We start from the raw sequence: 20698 nt of genomic DNA on the forward strand, positions 1-20698 counted from the left end.
AGGTCTATTAAGGTTACCCTTTTCCATGAAAATCTTTTTCATTTTCCTCTTGACATATTACCAAATTGCTTTCTTTTTATGGTTTGCCCTCTCACCAATAGGAGAAAAACAGGGGGCAAAGCGGAAGTGTTTTTTGAAAAATCCGAAAATATTTTTTCGGGGATTTTTCAAGCGGCGCAAGCCGCAAAAAGGCGGGCTTGGGGTGGCAACCCCAACAAGATTCCCATAGGACAAAATGAGCGATTAGCGAAATTTGGTACTGTGGTAGAATCTTGCTCTAAGAAAGTGGCGGCTTTCCCTGTGTGGGCTTCCCTCAATACCTTTAGTGCCGCAAGCGGGGATTTTGCCAAAGTAGCGGCGATATTTCTCTCGCTAATACCTACAAACCAGCAAAAAGGAAAATGGACATTGATTTACAGAAATTCCCCCTCATTCCTTACAACACCACGCAAGCTCGAATAGGCGGGGATTTGTGAAAATTTCTTCTTGCCCGCCCTCCACGGACAGCCTGCGGATTTGCCAAACGGGAGAGGAAATTTCTTTCAATTTCCCCTTTGCACGGCATAATACTGGCGATTTTTGAAAATGCCAAAAATAGGCGCAAAAAAACAGGAAACCTTTTTTTGATTTCCTGTCTTGGTGTGCCGTTTCTATGTAGCGGCGGTTATTCAGTTTTTAACTGGCTGCAATTCTACAAACTGGAATTTATATAATTATCTCTCTAACTTTCCCCATTTTACAGGCTTTCCCGCCCATCTATTAGTGAAATGATATGTAGTTTCCCTTATTTTTGCCCTTATGAGATAATCACAAGGGAAATAAGGGAAATTTTTTAGTCATTGCCCACCACTTTATCAAGAAGCCGAACCGATTTTCGTTTCGCATCTCTTGTGGAGTGAGCATAGACGTTCATTGTGGTACTGACATCTGAGTGTCCCAACAATTCCTGCACATCTTTTGGGGCAGCTCCATTTGCTAAAAGGTTGCTTGTATAGGTGTGACGTAACTGGTGGAAATGAAAGCCTTCAAATCCCTCTAATGTTTTTGCTACCTTTCTGCATACCGTTCCCAAAGTAGTCGGAAGTTCCAGACAGCCATCAGGTCTTAAGCAGACGAAAGAAATTTCTTTATAATCTGCCGGGACTTCCTCTGTTCTGTCTAAGCAATAATACTCGTAGTACACTCTGTTTTTCTCTTTGACCTCTTTGTAGTAGTTCGTGTGATAAAGTTCTCCATACTGCATTCGATTTTTTAACTGCTCTTTCCGGGCATTACGGAAAATCTCTACCAGCGTATCTCCAAAATCAACAATCCTCACTTTTTTCCGCTTGGTTGGTCCGATGATATATTTGCGCTTTGAGCCATCATATCGGATGCTACGTCTTATGGTAAGGCATTGTTCTTCCAGATTTACGTCCTGCCATGCCAAACCACAGGCTTCTCCAATACGAAGCCCGGCATAATAGGCTATCTGGATTGGAAGTATTGCGGCTGGGTTCTTTTTTTGAAGATACGCAAGCAGTCTTTCATAATCTTCTCGTGAAATTGGTTGGATATTTCCGTCCATGTCCTCATCCGAAAACAAATCAACTTCGTCCGTCTGATACCGCAGTTTAATATACTGCATGGGATTGAACGTAATATACTGTTTTGGAAATACTGCAAAGCGGAAGGACTGCTGCATGACTGCGGAAAAAGAATGGATGTAATCTTTGCTGTAACCCTTTCTCTCTTTTCCATCGGGATGAACTCCCCCAAAGGAAAGCAAATCAAAGAAGGATTGCAAATGCTCAGAGGTTACATTTTTTAATTTCCGTTCTGCCAATGGGTGTTTCTTAATATTTCGGATTGTTCCGAGGTAATTCTCCACAGTACCATTGCTGAGCGTACCTGTTTTTAATTCCTCCTCTGCCCACACATCCAGAAGTTGTCCGACTGTGAGATTTTCCGCTTTGGCAACAAATTTCTTTTTCTCATAATCATCCATTGCCTGACGGAGCAGTTTTTCAGTTTCACTTTTGCTTTCTGTTCCAACGCATTCTTTCTGAACAAGATTGCCGCTTGCGTCCTCTACATAGAAGCGGTAGTACCATTTCTTTCCTTTTTTTCTTACAGATCCTTTTGCCATAATCGTATATCTCCTTTCGATATTAGACAATCGGAACTGATGAAATGCTTCGTGCGTGTAAGTATATCATAACTCCGGTTGTCTTACTATACCGATTCGGAATCTTCGTATAAGACTTCTGATAAAAGATTTGCAAGCCTTTGTTCTGCTGTTTTTGGTTTCTTGGAATAGAGCCTTACAACGTCTGCCATCTCATTAAGAGCATTGATGGTAGGAGTGATTTCCCTTAAGAACATAATCTCATTATATTCCTCATTCGATTCAAACCCTATTGTTTTGGCAATATCCGTCTGACCAGCATTTCCCTTGAAGTTTTTGCAGGCGAACTGGAAGGAATCCAAAAACAGACCATATTGTTTTAACATCAGCAGTAATAAATCTTTTGAAAAAGCATCTTCTTCTTTGGTAAGGGCAAGCGGTAACTGTTCCAGAATATCTCCCATCGCATCACGAATCTGTAACTCTCTCTTATCCGTAATGTCGGTTTCATATTCATCTGTTTCCCCTTTGAGCCATTCCACAGATACATGGAGTGCTTCCGAAAGACCTTCCAGCACCATTTTTTTCGTATTGTCAATCGAACCATTCTCATAACGCAGGACTGTAGAAGCGGTAACACCCATCTTTTCTGCGACATAAGGCTGTGTCAGATTCAATTCCAGACGGCGCTGTTTTATTCTGCTGCCTATCAGCTTACGTAATTCTTTATCTTTCATGCTGACTGCCTCCTTTTTCGGTATGTATGAATTATAGCATTGTTTTTCTGAAATTGCAATATGCAATATAAAGTTTGTTTTTAATATTTCGTAACGCTTGACAAAAAGATATGAAAAGGATATACTTACATCACAAGAATTGCATAATGCAATTTATAAGGAGGTGATTATATGACGCAAAGAAAAATTGCATTATCCATCGAAGAAGCTGCTGACTATACGGGAATCGGCAGAAATACCTTAAGACAGCTTGTAGAATGGAAGAAACTTCCAGTATTAAAGGTTGGTCGCAAAGTCCTGATTAAAACCGATATTCTGGAAATGTTTATGGAAGCGAATGAAGGTCGTGATTTGAGGGATAGAGGAAATGTAAAAGCCGTAACAAGAACTGCGGCAAATTAAAAAGGCGGCTTCCGAAGAAACCGCCAAAGGTTCTATCAGACCGAAGCCATGATATACCTACACGCAAGAAGATTATACCATGTGCTTCTTCTGATACGCAACCGAGAACTTATGTTTGCAAAAGAAAGGGGAATGTAATAATGGCAAAATCAACAAAAAGTTATGAAGAACGAATGCTTGAAATGGAAAAGAAGGAACAGGAAAGCCTTGAAAAAGCAAAACGATATGCAGCACAGAAGAAAGAACTTCTAAAACGAAAGAAAGCCGAAGAAAGTAAAAAACGAACCCATAGGCTCTGTCAGGTTGGCGGTGCGGTGGAATCCGTTCTTGGTGCGCCTATTGAGGAGGAAGATATCCCAAAGCTGATTGGTTTTCTGAAAAAGCAGGAAGCCAATGGGAAATTTTTCTCAAAGGCAATGCAGAAAGAAACAAATACCGATATGGAGGAAGTGTAATGGCGGAGGGGATGAGTTTTTCATTCCCTTCATTGTTTTTTCATGAAGGGCGCACTTATGGACAACCAGAGGTCGTCCCAATAAGTTTGCCACAAGTGGCAACCGGTCTGCGCTCACGCTTGCCGGGCTCGTTCCGTCGGCGGGGCTTTCAGCCAGACCTGCTCATGCCGCAGGAGGCACTCTTCGCCAGAGGGGCGCATTCCATGCAGGCTGCTATGCGCAGGGCACCCTTACGCAGAGGGCGTTCCGGTAATACTGCTTTTTCTAAAACTGAAAGCAATGTTGCCGGAAATCTATGCCGGATGTGCAGAAAGGAGGAATCCAGACATGGCGATTTTTCATTACACAGTCAAAATAGTCGGACGAAGTAAAGGGAAATCTGTTATCTCCGCTTCCGCATATCTCAATGGGGATGTGATGAAAAACGAGGAAACCGGGAGAATCAGTTATTACACTTCTAAAAAAGAAGTGGTCTACACTCGGCTGATGATGTGTGAAAACGCACCTCCTGAATGGCAGATAGTACCAGAAGAAAATATAAAGCGCTTTCAAAAATCTGTCCGATACAAAAGATCAGAAGATAAAGAAGCTGCTTTAGAAAAATTTAAAATCACATTTCAGAAACAAAGGTTATGGAATGAGGTATTGAAGATTGAAAAAAATGCAGATGCCCAACTTGGCAGGTCATTTGAATTTGCCCTTCCCAAAGAATGGAACAGACAGGAACAAATTCAATATACAACTGACTATATTCAAAAAACTTTTGTAGATAGAGGAATGTGTGCTGATTGGAGTATCCACGATAAAGGGGATGGCAACCCCCATGTCCATCTGCTTCTGACTATGCGTCCTTTTAACCCGGATCATTCTTGGGGAAAGAAAGAAGTCAAGGATTGGGATTTTGTCAAAGATAAAAACGGAAATATCGTGATTGATGAATCCCATCCGAACTGGTGGCAGGATAAGAAAAACCCTGACCGTCATGGAATCCGTATCCCTGTATTAGACGAAAACGGAATTCAGAAGATTGGTGCAAGAAACCGCCTGCAATGGAAACGGGTGCTGACCGATGCTACCGGATGGAACAATCCAAAAAATTGTGAACTGTGGCGGAGTGAGTGGGCAAAGGTGTGTAATGAACATCTTCCTTTGCATAATCAGGTCGATCACCGTTCTTATGAAAAACAGGGAAAACTCCAGATTCCTACCATCCATGAAGGCGCTGACGCAAGAAAGATTGAACAAAAGTTTCTTGCCGGGCAGGAAATAAAAGGTTCGTGGAAAGTAGCGGAAAATCAAATCATAAAACAACAAAACACGTTATTGCAAAAGATACTGGACACCTTTGGAAAAGTATCGAGTGCATTATCATTATGGAAGGAGCGATTAAATGACATTAGAAGAAAGCCGGGAAATTATACCCTTAATGGAATCCATGATTGGTCAAATCGAAGAACAGCAGACCTTAATAGCAGAAATGATTCTGGAAATGCAGAACCGGGACACCCAACTCTCTCTTATGCAGGAACAGAATCAGAAATTGCAAAAATTAAACAGCGAGTTATCCGAGCTGCTCAACATTTTGCCAAATACCGAAGAACTGCTTTCCAAGATGGAAGAACAGAAAACGAAAATAGAACTTTTGGAAAACGAAAATCAGCAATGGCAGAAATTGGCACAGAAGCTGAACAGCGAAAACAGTTTATTGCTGAAACAGAACACCGAATTGCTGAACTGGAACAGCAAATAAGGAAAGGACGTGATATAGATGAACGAATCCAGAGAATCAAAGAACGCAGAACAGTTGGAAGAACTTCTGCTCTTGACCGAGGAGATACAAGAAGAACTGGAACAGAAAGACCAGCTTATCGTGGAACTGAAGACGCAGCTCAGCGAATCTCTGACCTTGAACGAGAAATTAAACAAAGAGAACAGAGCCGGGAATATTCAAGCATTAAAGAACGACTTGAAGCTGGCAGACAGAGCATTGCGGATCGAGAAAGAGAAGCTGCGAAGCGCAAACGTCATGATAGAGGAATGTCAAGATAAAATATGCTATTTAACACAGGAACGGGATTATGCCCGGACACATCAGAAAATCGTAGAAATACCGGTAGAAAAGCAGGTACTCTATGAAAAATGTGAAGCCTGTGACCGGACAGCCTATCAGAATGCAAAAGCAAAATACGAAACACAAAAAGAGCGACTTGCAGGACAATATAAAGCAAAAACGGTAATGTTCCAAACAACCTTGTTCCTTCTTGCATGGTATTCGTTGACAACCACTCTTTTTCAGGCAGTACAGTCAGATGTGTTCCTTTCCGATTGTAAATCATTCTTCCATGATGCAACGTCATTCATACAAACTTTTATCGGATGGACGATTGCTGCCGGGCAATCTGTGGCACAGATCAGCACAAAAATTCCAAATGAGATTATAGCCGGAATGGTATATTGGATATTGCTAATATTAATTGTAGGAATATGTGTAGCAGGAACAGGGATACTGGCGATACTGATAGAAATAAAGGTTATAGCATTATATAGGGAAAAGTGTTGGGATGTCATTACTCTACTGATGATACTGACAAGTACTGCTGTCATCATTTATTTTGGAGAATCCATCAAAAAAATAATGTCAATAAATCTTCTATTGCTTTTTGTACTTTTGCAGGGAGTATATGTTGGACTTAGGTGTTATCTTAAAGTCTGGTTGAAAAAAAGACTGTAACAATAGGAACAGCCAGCCCGGAAAGAATTTACGGACTGGCTGTATCAGCAGAGTGATGTTATAATAAATTTATCAGTCTATTGATTTTATACTTTCCTGACGGCAAAAGTTTGAGTGTTTTTTGAGATTTGGCTGTTACGATAAATATTATGAATTGCAAATGGAGATGGTAGCATGAAACAAAGGCTTCTTATTGTTGATGATGAACCGGGAATTGTAGATATGATGACGAGTTATTTTTCTTCTCAATATGAGGTGTTGACCGCTTATTGCGGAAATGAAGCACTTCAAAAATTAGCAAGACAGCCCGATTTAATCCTGCTCGACATCAATATGCCGGACATAGACGGATTGACCCTTTGTCAGAAAATTCGGGAGCTTATTACTTGCCCCATTCTTTTTTTGACGGCAAGGGTCGAATCTGCCGATAAAATCATCGGCTTTCAGGCAGGTGCCGACGATTATATCATTAAGCCTTTTGATTTGGACGAATTAGGGGCGAGAGTTGCCGCACATCTGAGGAGGGAGCAGCGACACAGGAATAAAGCGACAATTCGCTTCTTTGGTGAACTGACGATTGATTATTCAGCCCGAACCGTCACAGTGGCGGGTGAACCTGTTGCTTTATCAAAAAGGGAATTTGATATTGTGGAGCTGCTTTCGCTGAATGCCGGACAGGTATTTGACCGGGAGCGTATTTATGAAACAGTGTGGGGACTTGACGGCGAGGGTAACAGTGATACTGTCATGGAACATATCAGGAAAATCCGGGCGAAGCTGGCTGCTTGTACGCTTCACAGTTATATTGATACAGTTTGGGGGTGTGGTTATCGGTGGAACGTCTGAAAAATATGGAATTAAAGAAAACTTTTCTCGTCCTATCTGCTTCCTGTGTTTTGGTGGCTCTCCTGATGTTAGGCTTAGTCTTTATGATATGCAATTCAATCAGCAGCACCTTTCCCTCCGGTGGAATAGAAATTTTAGCAGACGGTTCAATCGTTAAAATGGAAACCCCCACAGAGACCCAGCAAAATATATTGTCCATGCTTGGTATCATTCAAATTGTGTCCTGCATTGTTCTCCCTATGGGCGGGCTGGCTCTATCCGGCATATTATATTATCATATCAAATTGAAACAGCCAATCTCCACGCTACGGAATGGGATTTCACGGATTCGGAACCATGACCTTGACTTTTCTATGCCTGTCCATTCTGATGATGAATTGGGGCAGCTCTGCACCGCCTTTGATACTATGCGTGAAGAACTTCTGAAATCAAATCAGGAACTGTGGCGGCAGGCAGAAGAACGGAAAAGGCTAAATGCCGCCTTTTCCCATGACTTGCGCAATCCGATCACGGTCTTAAAGGGAACTATAAAATTACTGCGGCAGGGAACAGCAGATGAACAAGCCATTGACAGATTGGAAAGCTATACATTACGGATTGAACGGTATGTAGAAGCTATGAGTAGCATCCAACGATTAGAACAAATGCCGGTGCGGATAAACGAGTATTCCTATTCACTGCTACATTCTGAATTAGAGGAAACAGCAAAAATTCTTGCAGGAGCATTAGAACCGTCTGTTTCCGCACCTGATAAGGGGACAATACAATTAGATCATGGATTGGTTTTAACCGTTGCTGAAAATCTAATTGGAAATGCAGCTCGGTTTGCAAAGAGTAAAATTGAAATTCATTTGGAACGGAAAGGAAACTTCTTGCATCTATCAGTTACAGACGATGGGCCAGGCTATCCTGTGGAGTTAATACAAAGCGGCCCGAAACCGTTTGGAAAAATGAAAGAAGACTCCGCACACTTTGGTATGGGGCTATACAGCAGCCAGATACTATGTCTGAAGCATGGAGGAACACTTACACTGGAAAACAGAAAAAGTTATGGTGCAACGGCTACTGCTTCTTTCCAAATAAATCAGAAACCTTGAGCGTTTTTTGAGATTTCTGTTTTACACTCTCCTTATATTATAAACAAGGAGAGTGTTTTTTATGAACATTGAAGCAAAGGAACTATCGAAAATCTACGGCAGCGGCGAGAGCCGTGTCGTTGCGTTGGATAAAGTCAACCTTGAAATTGCATCCAGCGATTTTATTTCTATTATGGGGCCATCTGGCAGCGGCAAAAGTACCTTGCTCCACCTGCTGTCTGGACTGGACAAGCCGACTTCCGGCAGTCTGACATACGATGGAAAAGACATTTATCGTTTTAATGACAAAGAACTGTCCTCATTTCGCCGTCGGCGCATCGGATTTATCTTTCAGCAATTCAATCTTCTCCCTGTGCTGACCGCAAAAGAAAACATCATCATGCCCCTGCTTCTGGACAAAAAGCAGCCGGACGAAGTATATCTAAATCAGCTTACGGAGTTGTTAGGTATTCGTGAACGGCTGACCCATTTGCCCCATGAACTTTCCGGCGGTCAGCAACAGCGTGTAGCGATTGCCCGTGCTCTTATTGCAAAGCCGGATATTATTTTTGCTGACGAACCGACTGGAAATCTGGACAGCAAGAGCGGCGGTGAGGTTATGGAAATGCTGCAAAGCATATGGAAAAAGATGGGAAAAACGCTTGTTATCATCACTCACGACAGCCGCATTGCAAGAATGGCAGACCGGCAATTTGTAATTGTGGACGGTGTTCTTTCGGAGGTGACAGAAAGATGAAATCTTATTTAGCTCTTGCATGGAAAGAACTGAAAGCACAGAAAATCACGGCAATCCTGATCTTGGTTGCCGTTATCATGTCCACGATTATGACGACAGTGATCGGTCAGTCTATTGGTATATTGCAATCCATGCGTATTCAGCAGGCGGCGGGTCTGAACGGAAACCGTTATGCAACCTTTCATCAGCTTGGCAAGGAACAGGCGCAAAAGCTGCATGAAGATGATCGCATATATGATGTAGGCGATACGATCTTTATCGGCAGCACACCATTAGGCAACAGTAGTTTATCTTTATATCTTCGGGAATATCACGATAACGCATTATCTATGTACCCGGCAATCGGAAACGTAAAAGAGGGACGATTACCAGAGGAAGCGATTGAGATTGCCCTGTCGGAGGATGCGCTTCAATATCTTGGATTGGACGCTGTAATTGGCGATACCGTTTCTCTGGATTTGAGTGTTTCCGTTATGGATGGATCGCTGTCAGAGTTAGAATATTCTGCTGATTTTGTATTGACGGGCATTCTGGAAAGCAGCTATATCGGCTACGCATCTGGTACGGTTGAGGGGATTGTCGGTGAGGGAACCGCAGAAGAACTGTTGCCAGAAGAGTATCTGCTTTATTCCACAGATTTTAAGACTTATGACAAGCAGAATTTTCAAAGCATCATTTATGCTCTCGCAGAAGATTTGAACGTGGATGAACGGTATATCCAATATAACTGGGTTTTGCTTGACGCTATTGGTATTTCCTATGATGAAGCGGCAGACAGCGATACCGGTACGGGATTTTCATTTATGACTGCGGCGTGTATTTTGGTGGGTGTGCTGGTCTTGCTGGCGGCTGGGCTGGTAATCTACAACATTCTGAAAATCTCTATCACAAAACGCATCAAAGAATACGGAACACTTCGTGCGATTGGTGGAGAACGAGGGCAAATTTATCGTTTGGTTTCTTTGCAGCTTTTGATTCTCTGTGGAGCCGGTATTCCTATCGGATTGCTGCTCGGTATATTGTCGGCAAAAGGTGTATTGATTGCGGCTACGGGACTTCTCAATCCCGATCTGTTCATGGCAAACAGCACTTCCGAATTGAACTCTGCAATCAACACCGCCAGTACGGTAAAACTACCAATGCTCTTTGCCAGTATCGCAGTCATACTTCTGTTTGCTCTGCTGGCTGCCTTTCCTGCTGCCCGGTACGCATCCCATGTATCTCCTACTGTTGCTATGTCTGGGCAGACTGTGAAAATCAAACGCAGGATAAAAAGGAACCGCAACATCCGTAATTTCGAAGCTTATTATGCAAGGCTCAACCTAAAACGAGGGCGTGGAAGAACAGCAGTTACCATTCTGTCTTTGGTTATGAGTATTACCGTATTTGTTGCCTTGCAGAGCTTTACAGGGCTGCTTGATGCCAGCAGTTCCGTTCAGGACATGTATTTCAGCGACTATGCAGTTACAAATGAAACCGTTGGCATCCCATCAGAAGCCGTAAATACATTAGCGGAAAATGACGCAGTAGAAAGTATTTCCACTACACGGCTTTCTGTATTTATGCCAGGTGCCGGTGATATACTGCCCTTTGAAACTGATCTTTCCGTACAAAGCCATGAAACCTTGCAGCTTGTAAATGTGGATGAAGCACAATTACAAATCTATGCTCCTAACTTGTCTGCTCAGGATAAACAGGCTTTGAAAGATGGAACAGGCTGCCTTGTAAAAAATCCCATTGCCTTTTCTTATGGAGATACAACTGTTCAGCAGACTGATCTTACCGTAGGTGATACCATTCAACTGGGAGACAGAACACTTCCTGTATTAAGATTGATCGATACAGCAATCACAATCAATAATGATGGCTTTACGAATGGTGTTCAACTCATCGTGAATGACGAAATATACTGTTCACTGCTCGGAAACGACAGTTATTCAGAAGTCTATCCTACATTACAGGATAACGCCGATACAGATACCTTTGAAAGCTGGTTGGATAGCTGGTGCAGCAATTATCCAGGAACACATTGGCTTTCCTATCTCCAAAGCAGCAATGAGATGATAGAAAGCTTTGAACAGATCAAAATGCTGTGCTGGGTGCTTATCATCTTTATCGGTATCATTGGCATCCTGAACATCATCAATACCGTTTACAGCAATATTCATACTCGTGTCGGTGAAATCGGGATGCAGCGGGCTATTGGAATGAGTGCCGCAAGCCTTTATAAAACATTTCTGTGGGAGGGCGCTTATTACGGTATCATTGCGTCAGTGATTGGAGCAGTGCTTGGCTATGTCTGCTGTATCTTTGTCGGAGCAGCACAGACCGTTGCTTTACAGCTTGTCGCTGTTCCGGTTATGGCGATTGTGGAAGCTGCGATTATTTCTATTGTGGCCTGCCTGCTTGCAACGGCAATTCCTCTGCGTTCTATTGCAAGAATGAGCATTGTGGATTCTATTGAGACTGTTGAATAATATCAAAAACGACAATTAAAACAAGAAATCCCCCATAAGCAAACCTTGTTGCTTATGGGGGATTTCTGTATGTTCTTTTGGGGTGTGCTAAGTCCCGTATAAGCGTGGTGTTATTATGTTTGGTGTGGTATCTTTAACTACAGGAAACTTCCTACAATACTATCTCACTTCTTTCCTAATAAAGTTCTAATGAATCTTCTGCATCCACCCACATCTGTAAATTGCCCTCAAGATATAATCTTGCATATTCCAAAGGTTCATCCACAGCCAATGAAGTAAGTGCACATTCTGATCCATATGTGGTTTTTAAATCTTTTTCAGCTTCCCAGCAATCAATGCGAAGCATATATCCGGCACTTGTATAAACATCAATACTATCGTGGTTTATGTTGTATTCTGCATAAATTGTTCTCATCGTATCTTATCTCCATTTTCTTTTGATAATCAGTTATAGAGTTAAATATCGAAAACATTTCAATCAGTTCACCATGTCGTCATTGTTATATGTTATGATGCGTTAAAAATATTCTTTCCCTTAAATTTTCCCATATTAAGGTTCATGAAAACCAATGGGAGAATGTAACACAAGGGAAAGAGTAAGGGAAAGCTCACTTGCTACAAACTTAGTATTTTCAAGGGTTTGCGAAGAATTTGATAATCAAATATAACAGTTATTAAATTTCCTAAAATAAGTGCAATATCAACTGGAATTGCTTTTATTGTAAATCATCTTTAGAAATTGCTATTGAAGGATAATGAGAAAGTTCCGTCAAATCAACATTTAGAGGCACACTATAAACCATGTAATAATTATTAGGTTTGACGGCAATCAATTCATTCATTTTTTGTTCTGCTAAGTCTTTATCATTTGTAGCATACACAACTGATACAACACCTACTTTATCATTTTCCGTCTCCTGTATATTTCCGCATAATATTAATTTTAATGGGGCGTTCCCATTCAAGCCTTGCTTAATATAGTCCTTATATTCCATAGTTGCCCTCCATCAATCCCGATTTGTCGTTGCTTTATTATATACCCGTTTTCCCAAAAATGAAAGCGATTTTTTATGCTTCATGTTCATCAAAACGGAACTTGAACAGGGCAGCGACAAGCCGGGATTTTATGCTGTCCTCGGTATCCCTGTCGATATGCCCGTTTTCAATGGCGGCGATTCGGATTCGCTTGCTGTAATGCCGTAAAACCTCGTCTACGGCTTCCGGCTCGCCGCTGGTCGCCCGGACAATCGTTTCATAGGGCAAAAGATTCGGATTCCCCATGCGAAAGCACCTCCATTTTCTTTTGCAGGAGCCGTAAAGTCCTGCGGATTTGATACCCGGTCGTACTCCGGCAACGTCCGTACATTTCCCCGATTTCCTGCTGTGTATAATCCCCAAAAAAGTAAAGGAATATGATTTCCCGGTTTCTCTCCGGCAGGGATAACAGGGCAGCGGCAAGCTCCCCATTGGTAAGGATAACTGTCTGACCGCATATCGTTATAGGGTGTTCTTCATAGGGTGCTTCAAAATATTCGTCTGTTGTGCCTAAAGGGTAAAACTTTTCTTCTGTGAGGTATTCAAGGGATATTTCTTTTTGCCGCCGTCTGCTCCTGTCACGCCATGCGTTGATAGCCGCAAAGCGTATGACGGTCTTGCAATAGCCGTTGAACGTATACATGATGTGTTCTCTGTATGCTTCTATGCAAGGCATAAATGATTCCCCCTTTCCCCCACATGGGGTGGTGCATGATTGACAGTTAAATTACTATAATTCAGATGAGAGACAGATAACGACAGGGCAGAGGAACGTCCGTTTTACAAATTTTTATTGTTTTTATTTTTCAGTTGGAACAATAATTTTTGAAATACTTCTGTATCATTTTCTGTCTCAAAGAAAAAACTAATGTCAACACTTTCTACTGCTTTAATCGCTTCTTTTAATACAGATAATCCATTATCTGTATTACAGATTGTATTCGCACGACTGTCAACTTTACTTTGGATTCTTTGCGTTAATCCTTTCTTTTCCAGCAAACGTAATGTTGACGATACTGTCATAGGGTCAATCATCGAGAAATCGGATATTTTCTTTTGCGTAATTTCAATATCACTTTCACTTAATTCAACAATAACAGCAAGTATGACATATTGAGTATGTGTCAAATCAAACTGACGTAAAACTGATTTAACCGCCCTTTGCCAAAGAGTAGATACTTGCCAAAATAACAAACCAATGCTTTCATCGCGCGAATTATATCGTGACTCCTTCATTGTGATACCATAGACAACAATTTATCCATTGCGTTAGGCAAGTTGGCTGTTATTCCTCTGCCCATACCTTCCATTTGCTCGTCTGCCCCTCCACTAATGATAACCGTATGTGTTATAGTGCTTTCTGTTATAACATGACCAAACGATATGGTAATCTTGCCTAAATGAGAACTTGTAGTAAATTCCCTTTCAGTATCAATGCTGTCAATCACAAACGGGAGTGATTGCCCATTTTTCATTGACATAATTCCATTACTACCAGTCGCAAAGTTACCATGCAACACTACATTTTCCACATCATTATCCCACTCTTTCCAACGGGAAACATTACTATAAAGTTCCCATAATTTTTTGATGTCAATATTTCCAGACACCATGTTTTCGTACTTGAACATTCTTGATACCTCCAATAATAAGTTTGCTTATTATAAGCACACTTATTATAATGGACATGATTAAAAAAGTCAAGATAAAGCAAGATAATATTTCTTGACTTTTATGATAGTGTTCAAATTTTTATTTGTTTGTCTGTCATATATGGAAATGTCCCAAAAGATGTATGAATGAGAGGGATTCCGTAGTAGTCGGCATTGTGCTGTAATGTGTATAACTGGCTGTCTTATGGAATTGTGGGTAACTCTGTTTGCAGGACGTGGGAAAGCTGCTCTTCAGCTTTTCCATGTGCTGTGAATAGAGTTATCCATGATTCCATAGCCTGTTATGCACATTTCCACAATGCTTGTCTTTTGCTCTTTGGTTTCTTTGGTTCGGAATAGTGCGGTGCTGGCGGTCTATCTCTTGTTTTCGGTTGCTTGCTTCTTTACCGTACATGAGCATTCGCACCCGGATTCTCTTGCTGTAATGCCGCAAAACTTCCTCCACGGCTTCCGGCTCTCCGCTGGTCGCCCGGACAATGGTTTCATACGGTATGAGTTTAGGATTCCCCACGCAAAAGCACCTCCATTTCCTCCTGCAACATCTGCAAGGCACTGTGTATGTAATGCCATGCCGTACTTTTACAATGCCCGTATAAATCCCCGATTTCCTGCTGTGTGTAATTCCCGAAAAAGTAAAGGTAAATGATTTCCCTCTTTTTCTCCGGCAAAGATAACAGGGCTGCAGCAAGCTCGCCATTGGTGAGTATGATTGTCTGACCGCAAATTGTAACGGGGTATTGTTCGTAAGGTGATGTGAAGTATTCATCTGATGTGCTTAGGATAGAACTTTTCTTCTGTGAGGTATTCAAAGGATATTTCTCTTTGCCGCCGCCTGTTCCTATTGCGCCATGCGTTGACAGCGGCATAGCGTATAACGACTTTGCAAAAGCCATTGAAAGAATACATGATGTGTTCCCTGTATGCTTCTGTGCAATCCATAGAAATTTCCCCCTTTCTCCCCACATGGGGCGGTGTTTGGTTAACAGTTGCTTTTATATCAGAGGGGCAACAACATTGAGGCTGTCGCCCCTTTGATTATTGATTACAAAAAAGAACCGATAACCGCATTTTTTACTCTTGCGTGTTATCGGCTCTGTGTCTGTGCGTCCGGCTCTTTGATAACCGAAATATTAAATTGTGTTACATCAATTAGAGTTTCTTGTTTACATTTAGGACAGACAGTACAAGGGAAATCTTTTTAATTCGGTATCTTCTCGAAGTTTTAATCTTGTCTTTCCTCCACATATAGGACATAAAATCCAATGTTCATTTTGCATTAAAATCCTCCCAATTACTAATTGACCATTGGGAAATTACGTGCTTTCCTAAAATAGTAATAGCCTTTCTTTTACATTGATTAGCGCAGCGATAGCATAGAGTACATTTTTTTCCTGCAACCGCTTTTTCTTGTATTAAAGAAAGATTTTGCATAGGACAAGTGGAAACACAAGTACCACAACCAATGCAAGCAGTTTTATCTATATGTACGTTTTCATAATAATGAAGTGTTTTGCTAATAAACCAAAAACGCTGCCCTAAGAATCCGGCTATATGATAAAAGAACCCTAAACCGTCTTTTATCGGAACACCTTGTTTCAGCTTGTTTACAGCTAATTGAATATCTTTGCCTGCATTAAAAACGATTTGTTGGTTTTGAGATGGTGAGTGTTTAAGAGCCTTAACATCGCATATACAGTCCGGCATTTTCAAATGAAGCCCTCCCCAAATATGCGCTTTATATTTTTTGAATAGTCGTGCCGATAGTCCAGCACCGTCCCCACTAAAAAGCCCCATAGTAGAAATTATAAAGATATTTTTCTTTTCCCAAATAGTTTGATTATCATTTATAAAATCTCGTACTATCTTAGGAAGGTTGCTGTAATATATCGGATAGGCAAAAATAATGTCCTTATGCAGCATGATTTTCCCTATTACAGCACTTTCTTCCAAAGAAACCGTTTCAGCCGTAGCATCGTATAAGGCTACAAATTTTTCTAAACAGTATTTTGTGTTACCTGTTCCACTAAAATAAATCCCAATCATACTTTTTCTCCTGAGTTATCCAAAAAGGAAAGTTCAAAAATTTTCATAAAATCAATCACTTTTAGTTTCCAGTTGTTATTGTAATAAACATTATTCATAGTTGCTAATGAAGTAATCCCATGTATAAATGTCCATATTGTTATGATAATATCATTCCGCTGTTCTAATGGATAATGTACTTGTTCCAATAATTTATTTACTACATCTTTGCAAATGATATAGGGCTTATAATTTTCTTTGTCTGATATTGATAAGGATAAATCAATTTAAATATTGGATTGAGAATACAAAAACTGAAAATAGGCTGGATTTTCTACAAAAAAAGATACATAAGTTATCCCCATAACTTTCAATAAGTCTTTAACTCCTCCAGGGCACGGCTCGCATCTTCCACGGAAATCTTTTCACTGTCCCTGCGCTCCGCTCTCTTTGCCGATGCATTGATTACATGAAACAAATCCCTGAGAGAGCCTCCCGTGTACTGAATCAGTGTCTTCAAAACATCTTCGTCAAATAAAGCTAAATCTGCACGTTTGCTAACAATTTTCCCTATAATATCAATCCCTTCCTGGAAAGGCTTATTTTCTATCGTTGCAATTTTAATCATGGGAAGTGTTTTTGTGATAAAATAACTTTCCATGCATCCTCGGGATTTAATTTATCCAAATCTTCAAAAATAATAATGAGGCGTTTTCCCTCTTTTTTCTTTGAGATTTCTTCCGCCACACATCCCAATATACCGATCCATTCACTAGAACGTACACTGATTCTTTTCCTATATTCTTTTCTTGTTTCTTCATTGTATTTCAAATCTGTTTTTATTTTTGCAAATATATTTAGAATACCTGCAAAAATATCTTTTATCGGGGAGTCATACTTATCACTTGTGCGGTATTCCATGGTATCTTCACAATAAAATTCCTTCATCTGCTCTCTTTGTAACGGTGCCGGTGAAAAAGCATTTATCATTTCAGAAATATGATTTGCATATTTCATTTCCATTGATTCCACTTAAAATCCCACAAGCCGTATCCCATCTGTGCAGCAAGCAGCCGCTTTCACGCTTACCCTTCATTCATATTCGCCAGCTTTGCTGCCTGATCCGCCGCAATGCAGGCGTCAATAATCTCCTGGATATCCCCGTTCATTATTTTGTCCAGTTTGTAAAGGGTAAGGTTAATTCTGTGGTCTGTCACCCGCCCCTGGGGGAAATTGTAGGTGCGGATTTTCTCGGAGCGGTCTCCTGTCCCAATCTGGCTTCTCCTCTCTGCGGATTCCGCATCCTGGCGCTTCTGCAGCTCCATGTCGTAGAGCTTTGCCCGAAGCAGGGCAAATGCCTTCTCTTTATTTTGAAGCTGGGACTTTTCTGTCTGGCTGTAAATCACTATTCCTGTGGGATAATGGGTTAAGCGCACAGCGGAGTCCGTGGTATTGACACACTGCCCGCCGTTTCCGGAAGCCCGCATCACATCGATGCGGATATCTTTTTCATCGATTTCCACATCCACATCCTCCGCTTCCGGCATTACTGCCACGGTGATGGTGGAGGTGTGGATACGTCCCCCGGACTCAGTTTCCGGCACTCTCTGTACCCGGTGTACCCCGGATTCATACTTTAACACGGAGTACGCCCCCTGGCCCGTCACCATAAAAGTCACGTTTTTCATGCCGCCGATGCCGATTTCCTCACATTCCGCCATCTCCACTTTCCAGCGCTGGCTCTCCGCATAGTGCACATACATGCGGTAGATTTCCGCAGCAAACAATGCCGCCTCATCCCCCCCGGCCCCTGCACGGATTTCCACAATCACGTTTTTATCATCATTGGGGTCTTTGGGAAGGAGTAAAATCTTTAATTTATTTTCCAGCTCTTCCACTTTCTGTTTTGACTCGTTTAACTCCTCTTTTGCCAGGGCCTTAAGTTCCTCGTCACTCTCCTCCTCTAACATGGCAAGGGAGTCTTCGATATTCTGCTTATTCTGCTTATACTCCTTGTAAGCCTCCACAATGGGGGTAAGTTCGCTCTGCTCTTTCATAAGCTTCCGAAAACGGGCGGTATCCCCTGCCACATCCGGCTCGCTTAACTGATTTAACACTTCCTCCAAGCGGATAACTAAATCTTCTAATTTATCAAACATGTCTCTCGTCCTTTCCTGTTACCACCCGGTCTAAACCTGCCAGGTCTTTTATCACTTTTATATCACAATAGCCATTATTTTTAAAAATCCTGCTTACGTCTTTTCCCTGGTCACATCCAATCTCAACCATAAGCGTTCCCTTGGGCTTTAAATACTTTTTTCCCTCACCTGCCAGTATCCAGTAAAACCAAAGGCCGTCCTCTTTTCCGTCCAATGCCAGATGAGGTTCAAAGTCCTTAACCTCCGGCATAAGCCCCTGGATTTCCCCTGTGGGAATGTAGGGGGGATTGGACACAATCACATCAAATTTCCCTTCCACCTGCCCAAACATATCACTGAGGAAAAAATGGACGTTCACTCCGTTTCTCCTGGCATTTTCCTCTGAAACCTTTAAAGCTTCTGGTGAGATATCAACTCCCTGTACTTTTGCTCCAGGAACAAATTTTGCAAGGCTTACGGCAATACACCCGGAGCCTGTGCAAAGGTCCAAAACCTCCATGCCGGGAGTGACTGCTTTTAAGACTTCCTCCACCAGAGTTTCCGTATCCTGCCTGGGAATCAGCACGCCGGGATTTACCTTAAAGTTAAGCCCCATAAAATCCTGCTCCCCGGTAATGTATTGCAGGGGGATGCGCTCTGCCCGCTTTTCAAGGAGAGCCATATATTCCTTTTCCTGCTCTTTAATCATTTCCTCATTTCCGTAAACATAATAAAAATTCCTGTCAATGCGACAGACAGCGGACATAAGCAGCCACGCATCACTTTCCACTTCCAAAACTCCCGCCGCTATCAGGCGTATCTGCCCATACCGCAGCGCTTCCTGGTATGTCATACCTTATCCCCCATAAAAAACCTGTAAAAACGATACTTTTATCAAAAATTTTCTTTTAAAAAGTTTCTCCAGTCAAAAACCGCCTCTACAGAGGCAATCCCCACCTCAATCATGGAATCCTCCGGCTCCCTGGTAGTAATCTTCTGAAGCATAAGCCCCGGTTTGCTCAACAGATTCACAAACCCGTTATCCTTTCTTCCCGCCAGACGGATAAATTCATAGGAGATTCCCGCAATCACAGGGATTAACGCCAGGCGCAAAAAAAGCCTCAGCCACCTGGATTTTACATAGATAAACATAAACAGCAAAATGCTGATAAGCATTACCAGCAAGAGAAAACTGGTGCCGCAGCGCTTGTGCTGTTTGGAACTTTTCCTCACATTTTCCAGGGTAAGCTCCATGCCATGTTCCACACAGTTGATGCACTTGTGTTCTGCGCCATGGTACATATAGACCCTTTTAATATCCGGCATCAGGGAGATTCCCGCCACATAGCCCACAAAAATCAAAAGCCGCAGAATTCCTTCCAAAAGGGAAATTATCATATGGGAAGAAATATATTTTTGGAAAACCAGGGAAATGCCGTAGGGAAGGAGAATAAAAATCCCCACCGCCAGAAGAACGGAAAAGGCTACGGTAAGGGTCATGGCAAAATCTTCCTTCTTTTTTTCCTTCTCCCCATCTTTTTCTTTTCCCTTATCCTGCTCTTCCTCCTCAAAAAAGGAGGCGGAAAATGTAAGGGCTCCCATACCAATCACCAGTGATTCAATAAAGCTGAACACTCCCCGCAAAAGAGGAAGGTTCCTGATTTTTTCATTTTTCACAATACCTTCATACTGAAAAATTTCCACCTCAATGTCGCTGTCCGGCTTCCGCACCGCCACGGCATACTGATTCCCGTTTTTCATCATAATGCCTTCCATCACCGCCTGGCCGCCGATTTTTGAATATTTCATTCCACGCCTCACTTTTCCAATATCTGTATGGCAAAAAAGGTTGAGATTACATTAACCTCAACCTTGTCATGCACTGTTGTATATTTACTTATTCATGCCATATTTCCTGTTGAACTTATCAATACGTCCCCGGGCCTGAGCAGCTTTCTGCTGTCCTGTATAGAACGGATGGCATTTGGAACAGATTTCAACGTGGATATCCTTTTTTGTTGAACCTGTAACAAAAGTATTGCCGCAGTTACATGTAACAGTTGCCTGATGGTAATCTGGATGGATTCCTTCTCTCATATGTTTTTCACCTCACATATTTATAATCTTTCTGCTTTCCGCCTGCAAAGCAGACAGACACGATTTCATTACTTGCCTATTTACATCCCGATAAACAGCTTTTTTAGTATAGCACAGCCAATGAAAGAATGCAAGTTTTTTCTAA

Annotated in this window: 25 protein-coding genes and 2 pseudogenes; 9 read left to right on the forward strand and 18 right to left on the reverse strand. The window is 41.7% G+C overall.

Annotated elements, in window-relative coordinates; genetic code table 11:
- The first annotated feature begins 126 nt into the window (after positions 1-126).
- Positions 127-462 (forward strand): hypothetical protein, encoded by a 336-nt coding sequence (locus D7Y06_RS09885; RefSeq protein ID WP_147415623.1) that lies wholly within the window; start codon positions 127-129, stop codon positions 460-462.
- 370 nt (positions 463-832) lie between these two features.
- Here the strand turns inward: D7Y06_RS09885 and D7Y06_RS09890 are convergent, their stop codons facing one another.
- Both D7Y06_RS09890 and D7Y06_RS09895 read right to left on the reverse strand, forming a co-directional pair.
- Positions 833-2128: a tyrosine-type recombinase/integrase gene (locus tag D7Y06_RS09890; protein ID WP_008400148.1), complete on the reverse strand. Its 1296-nt coding sequence runs from the start codon at positions 2126-2128 to the stop codon at positions 833-835.
- Positions 2129-2214: 86 nt separating this feature from the next.
- On the reverse strand, positions 2215-2844 hold the full coding sequence (locus D7Y06_RS09895) for a helix-turn-helix domain-containing protein (RefSeq protein WP_120407647.1): 630 nt from the start codon (positions 2842-2844) through the stop codon (positions 2215-2217).
- A gap of 171 nt (positions 2845-3015) precedes the next feature.
- Here D7Y06_RS09895 and D7Y06_RS09900 point away from each other — a divergent pair, with 171 nt between their 5' ends.
- The 8 genes from D7Y06_RS09900 (at position 3016) to D7Y06_RS09940 (ending at position 11588) form a co-directional block, all read left to right on the forward strand.
- Positions 3016-3246 carry a helix-turn-helix domain-containing protein gene (locus D7Y06_RS09900; protein WP_004843519.1) on the forward strand — a complete coding sequence of 77 codons (231 nt, stop codon included), beginning with the start codon at positions 3016-3018 and terminating at the stop codon, positions 3244-3246.
- A gap of 140 nt (positions 3247-3386) precedes the next feature.
- Positions 3387-3701 carry a hypothetical protein gene (locus D7Y06_RS09905; protein ID WP_006859028.1) on the forward strand — a complete coding sequence of 105 codons (315 nt, stop codon included), beginning with the start codon at positions 3387-3389 and terminating at the stop codon, positions 3699-3701.
- Between the two features lie 327 nt (positions 3702-4028).
- Positions 4029-5750: a MobA/MobL family protein gene (locus tag D7Y06_RS09915; protein WP_120407649.1), complete on the forward strand. Its 1722-nt coding sequence runs from the start codon at positions 4029-4031 to the stop codon at positions 5748-5750.
- The gene (locus D7Y06_RS09920; protein ID WP_120407650.1) at positions 5728-6432 is read left to right on the forward strand and encodes a DUF6040 family protein; all 705 of its coding nucleotides are present in this window, start codon (positions 5728-5730) and stop codon (positions 6430-6432) included. Before D7Y06_RS09915 ends, D7Y06_RS09920 begins: the two co-directional genes overlap by 23 nt.
- Before the next feature lie 174 nt (positions 6433-6606).
- Complete coding sequence (locus tag D7Y06_RS09925; protein WP_120407651.1) at positions 6607-7278, forward strand: response regulator transcription factor; 672 nt, start codon at positions 6607-6609, stop codon at positions 7276-7278.
- A gap of 5 nt (positions 7279-7283) precedes the next feature.
- The gene (locus D7Y06_RS09930) at positions 7284-8375 is read left to right on the forward strand and encodes a HAMP domain-containing sensor histidine kinase (RefSeq protein ID WP_120407709.1); all 1092 of its coding nucleotides are present in this window, start codon (positions 7284-7286) and stop codon (positions 8373-8375) included.
- 61 nt (positions 8376-8436) lie between these two features.
- Positions 8437-9111: an ABC transporter ATP-binding protein gene (locus D7Y06_RS09935; protein WP_120407652.1), complete on the forward strand. Its 675-nt coding sequence runs from the start codon at positions 8437-8439 to the stop codon at positions 9109-9111.
- Entirely contained in the window at positions 9108-11588 is a 2481-nt protein-coding gene (locus D7Y06_RS09940; RefSeq protein WP_120407653.1) for an ABC transporter permease, read from the forward strand. Before D7Y06_RS09935 ends, D7Y06_RS09940 begins: the two co-directional genes overlap by 4 nt.
- A 175-nt stretch (positions 11589-11763) precedes the next feature.
- Here D7Y06_RS09940 and D7Y06_RS09945 read toward each other — a convergent pair whose 3' ends face one another.
- The 16 genes and pseudogenes from D7Y06_RS09945 to rpmE form a co-directional block, all read right to left on the reverse strand.
- Positions 11764-12003 (reverse strand): DUF6061 family protein, encoded by a 240-nt coding sequence (locus D7Y06_RS09945; RefSeq protein ID WP_006858432.1) that lies wholly within the window; start codon positions 12001-12003, stop codon positions 11764-11766.
- Positions 12004-12304: 301 nt separating this feature from the next.
- A complete protein-coding gene (locus tag D7Y06_RS09950; RefSeq protein WP_120407654.1) occupies positions 12305-12583 on the reverse strand; it encodes a hypothetical protein in 279 nt (92 codons plus the stop codon).
- A gap of 73 nt (positions 12584-12656) precedes the next feature.
- Positions 12657-12869 (reverse strand): helix-turn-helix domain-containing protein, encoded by a 213-nt coding sequence (locus D7Y06_RS09955; RefSeq protein ID WP_120407655.1) that lies wholly within the window; start codon positions 12867-12869, stop codon positions 12657-12659.
- The gene (locus D7Y06_RS09960; RefSeq protein ID WP_120407656.1) at positions 12841-13299 is read right to left on the reverse strand and encodes an RNA polymerase sigma factor; all 459 of its coding nucleotides are present in this window, start codon (positions 13297-13299) and stop codon (positions 12841-12843) included. The genes D7Y06_RS09955 and D7Y06_RS09960 overlap by 29 nt, the downstream gene beginning before the upstream one ends.
- 104 nt (positions 13300-13403) lie before the next feature.
- On the reverse strand, positions 13404-13859 hold the full coding sequence (locus D7Y06_RS09965; protein ID WP_016300354.1) for a MarR family winged helix-turn-helix transcriptional regulator: 456 nt from the start codon (positions 13857-13859) through the stop codon (positions 13404-13406).
- On the reverse strand, positions 13856-14254 hold the full coding sequence (locus tag D7Y06_RS09970) for a hypothetical protein (protein ID WP_120407657.1): 399 nt from the start codon (positions 14252-14254) through the stop codon (positions 13856-13858). The genes D7Y06_RS09965 and D7Y06_RS09970 overlap by 4 nt, the downstream gene beginning before the upstream one ends.
- Positions 14255-14555: 301 nt before the next feature.
- Complete coding sequence (locus D7Y06_RS26980; RefSeq protein WP_243119215.1) at positions 14556-14807, reverse strand: helix-turn-helix domain-containing protein; 252 nt, start codon at positions 14805-14807, stop codon at positions 14556-14558.
- Positions 14794-15235: pseudogene (locus D7Y06_RS09980) on the reverse strand (RNA polymerase sigma factor). The gene D7Y06_RS26980 and the pseudogene D7Y06_RS09980 overlap by 14 nt, the downstream one beginning before the upstream one ends.
- A 145-nt stretch (positions 15236-15380) precedes the next feature.
- A pseudogene (locus D7Y06_RS09985) lies at positions 15381-15573 on the reverse strand (cysteine-rich KTR domain-containing protein).
- Positions 15563-16339 carry an EFR1 family ferrodoxin gene (locus tag D7Y06_RS09990; protein WP_120407658.1) on the reverse strand — a complete coding sequence of 259 codons (777 nt, stop codon included), beginning with the start codon at positions 16337-16339 and terminating at the stop codon, positions 15563-15565. Before D7Y06_RS09990 ends, D7Y06_RS09985 begins: the two are co-directional and overlap by 11 nt.
- A gap of 349 nt (positions 16340-16688) precedes the next feature.
- Complete coding sequence (locus D7Y06_RS10000) at positions 16689-16979, reverse strand: hypothetical protein (RefSeq protein ID WP_147415625.1); 291 nt, start codon at positions 16977-16979, stop codon at positions 16689-16691.
- Complete coding sequence (locus tag D7Y06_RS10005; protein WP_120407660.1) at positions 16943-17341, reverse strand: hypothetical protein; 399 nt, start codon at positions 17339-17341, stop codon at positions 16943-16945. Before D7Y06_RS10005 ends, D7Y06_RS10000 begins: the two co-directional genes overlap by 37 nt.
- 62 nt (positions 17342-17403) lie before the next feature.
- Positions 17404-18477, reverse strand: coding sequence for a peptide chain release factor 1 (prfA, locus tag D7Y06_RS10010; protein ID WP_120407661.1), 1074 nt, complete (start codon positions 18475-18477; stop codon positions 17404-17406).
- Complete coding sequence (prmC, locus tag D7Y06_RS10015) at positions 18470-19309, reverse strand: peptide chain release factor N(5)-glutamine methyltransferase (protein WP_120407662.1); 840 nt, start codon at positions 19307-19309, stop codon at positions 18470-18472. Before prmC ends, prfA begins: the two co-directional genes overlap by 8 nt.
- Positions 19310-19350: 41 nt before the next feature.
- A complete protein-coding gene (locus D7Y06_RS10020) occupies positions 19351-20265 on the reverse strand; it encodes a DUF1385 domain-containing protein (protein WP_120407663.1) in 915 nt (304 codons plus the stop codon).
- Positions 20266-20349: 84 nt separating this feature from the next.
- Positions 20350-20553, reverse strand: a complete 204-nt coding sequence (gene rpmE, locus D7Y06_RS10025; RefSeq protein ID WP_120407664.1) for a 50S ribosomal protein L31 — start codon at positions 20551-20553, stop codon at positions 20350-20352.
- Positions 20554-20698: the final 145 nt, after the last annotated feature.

This window comes from Roseburia sp. 1XD42-69 (assembly GCF_003612565.1).
Classification (GTDB): domain Bacteria; phylum Bacillota; class Clostridia; order Lachnospirales; family Lachnospiraceae; genus Roseburia_B.

Excerpts from the sequence above, each read along its gene's own strand:
- D7Y06_RS09890 (WP_008400148.1), bottom strand. The coding sequence starts at position 2,128 with ATGGCAAAAGGATCTGTAAGAAAAAAAGGAAAGAAATGGTACTACCGC.
- D7Y06_RS09895 (WP_120407647.1), bottom strand. The coding sequence starts at position 2,844 with ATGAAAGATAAAGAATTACGTAAGCTGATAGGCAGCAGAATAAAACAG.
- D7Y06_RS09900 (WP_004843519.1), top strand. The coding sequence starts at position 3,016 with ATGACGCAAAGAAAAATTGCATTATCCATCGAAGAAGCTGCTGACTAT.
- D7Y06_RS09905 (WP_006859028.1), top strand. The coding sequence starts at position 3,387 with ATGGCAAAATCAACAAAAAGTTATGAAGAACGAATGCTTGAAATGGAA.
- D7Y06_RS09915 (WP_120407649.1), top strand. The coding sequence starts at position 4,029 with ATGGCGATTTTTCATTACACAGTCAAAATAGTCGGACGAAGTAAAGGG.
- D7Y06_RS09920 (WP_120407650.1), top strand. The coding sequence starts at position 5,728 with ATGATAGAGGAATGTCAAGATAAAATATGCTATTTAACACAGGAACGG.
- D7Y06_RS09925 (WP_120407651.1), top strand. The coding sequence starts at position 6,607 with ATGAAACAAAGGCTTCTTATTGTTGATGATGAACCGGGAATTGTAGAT.
- D7Y06_RS09930 (WP_120407709.1), top strand. The coding sequence starts at position 7,284 with ATGGAATTAAAGAAAACTTTTCTCGTCCTATCTGCTTCCTGTGTTTTG.
- D7Y06_RS09935 (WP_120407652.1), top strand. The coding sequence starts at position 8,437 with ATGAACATTGAAGCAAAGGAACTATCGAAAATCTACGGCAGCGGCGAG.
- D7Y06_RS09940 (WP_120407653.1), top strand. The coding sequence starts at position 9,108 with ATGAAATCTTATTTAGCTCTTGCATGGAAAGAACTGAAAGCACAGAAA.
- D7Y06_RS09945 (WP_006858432.1), bottom strand. The coding sequence starts at position 12,003 with ATGAGAACAATTTATGCAGAATACAACATAAACCACGATAGTATTGAT.
- D7Y06_RS09950 (WP_120407654.1), bottom strand. The coding sequence starts at position 12,583 with ATGGAATATAAGGACTATATTAAGCAAGGCTTGAATGGGAACGCCCCA.
- D7Y06_RS09955 (WP_120407655.1), bottom strand. The coding sequence starts at position 12,869 with ATGGGGAATCCGAATCTTTTGCCCTATGAAACGATTGTCCGGGCGACC.
- D7Y06_RS09960 (WP_120407656.1), bottom strand. The coding sequence starts at position 13,299 with ATGCCTTGCATAGAAGCATACAGAGAACACATCATGTATACGTTCAAC.
- D7Y06_RS09965 (WP_016300354.1), bottom strand. The coding sequence starts at position 13,859 with ATGAAGGAGTCACGATATAATTCGCGCGATGAAAGCATTGGTTTGTTA.
- D7Y06_RS09970 (WP_120407657.1), bottom strand. The coding sequence starts at position 14,254 with ATGTTCAAGTACGAAAACATGGTGTCTGGAAATATTGACATCAAAAAA.
- D7Y06_RS09990 (WP_120407658.1), bottom strand. The coding sequence starts at position 16,339 with ATGATTGGGATTTATTTTAGTGGAACAGGTAACACAAAATACTGTTTA.
- D7Y06_RS10000 (WP_147415625.1), bottom strand. The coding sequence starts at position 16,979 with ATGGAAAGTTATTTTATCACAAAAACACTTCCCATGATTAAAATTGCA.
- D7Y06_RS10005 (WP_120407660.1), bottom strand. The coding sequence starts at position 17,341 with ATGGAAATGAAATATGCAAATCATATTTCTGAAATGATAAATGCTTTT.
- prfA (WP_120407661.1), bottom strand. The coding sequence starts at position 18,477 with ATGTTTGATAAATTAGAAGATTTAGTTATCCGCTTGGAGGAAGTGTTA.
- prmC (WP_120407662.1), bottom strand. The coding sequence starts at position 19,309 with ATGACATACCAGGAAGCGCTGCGGTATGGGCAGATACGCCTGATAGCG.
- D7Y06_RS10020 (WP_120407663.1), bottom strand. The coding sequence starts at position 20,265 with ATGAAATATTCAAAAATCGGCGGCCAGGCGGTGATGGAAGGCATTATG.
- rpmE (WP_120407664.1), bottom strand. The coding sequence starts at position 20,553 with ATGAGAGAAGGAATCCATCCAGATTACCATCAGGCAACTGTTACATGT.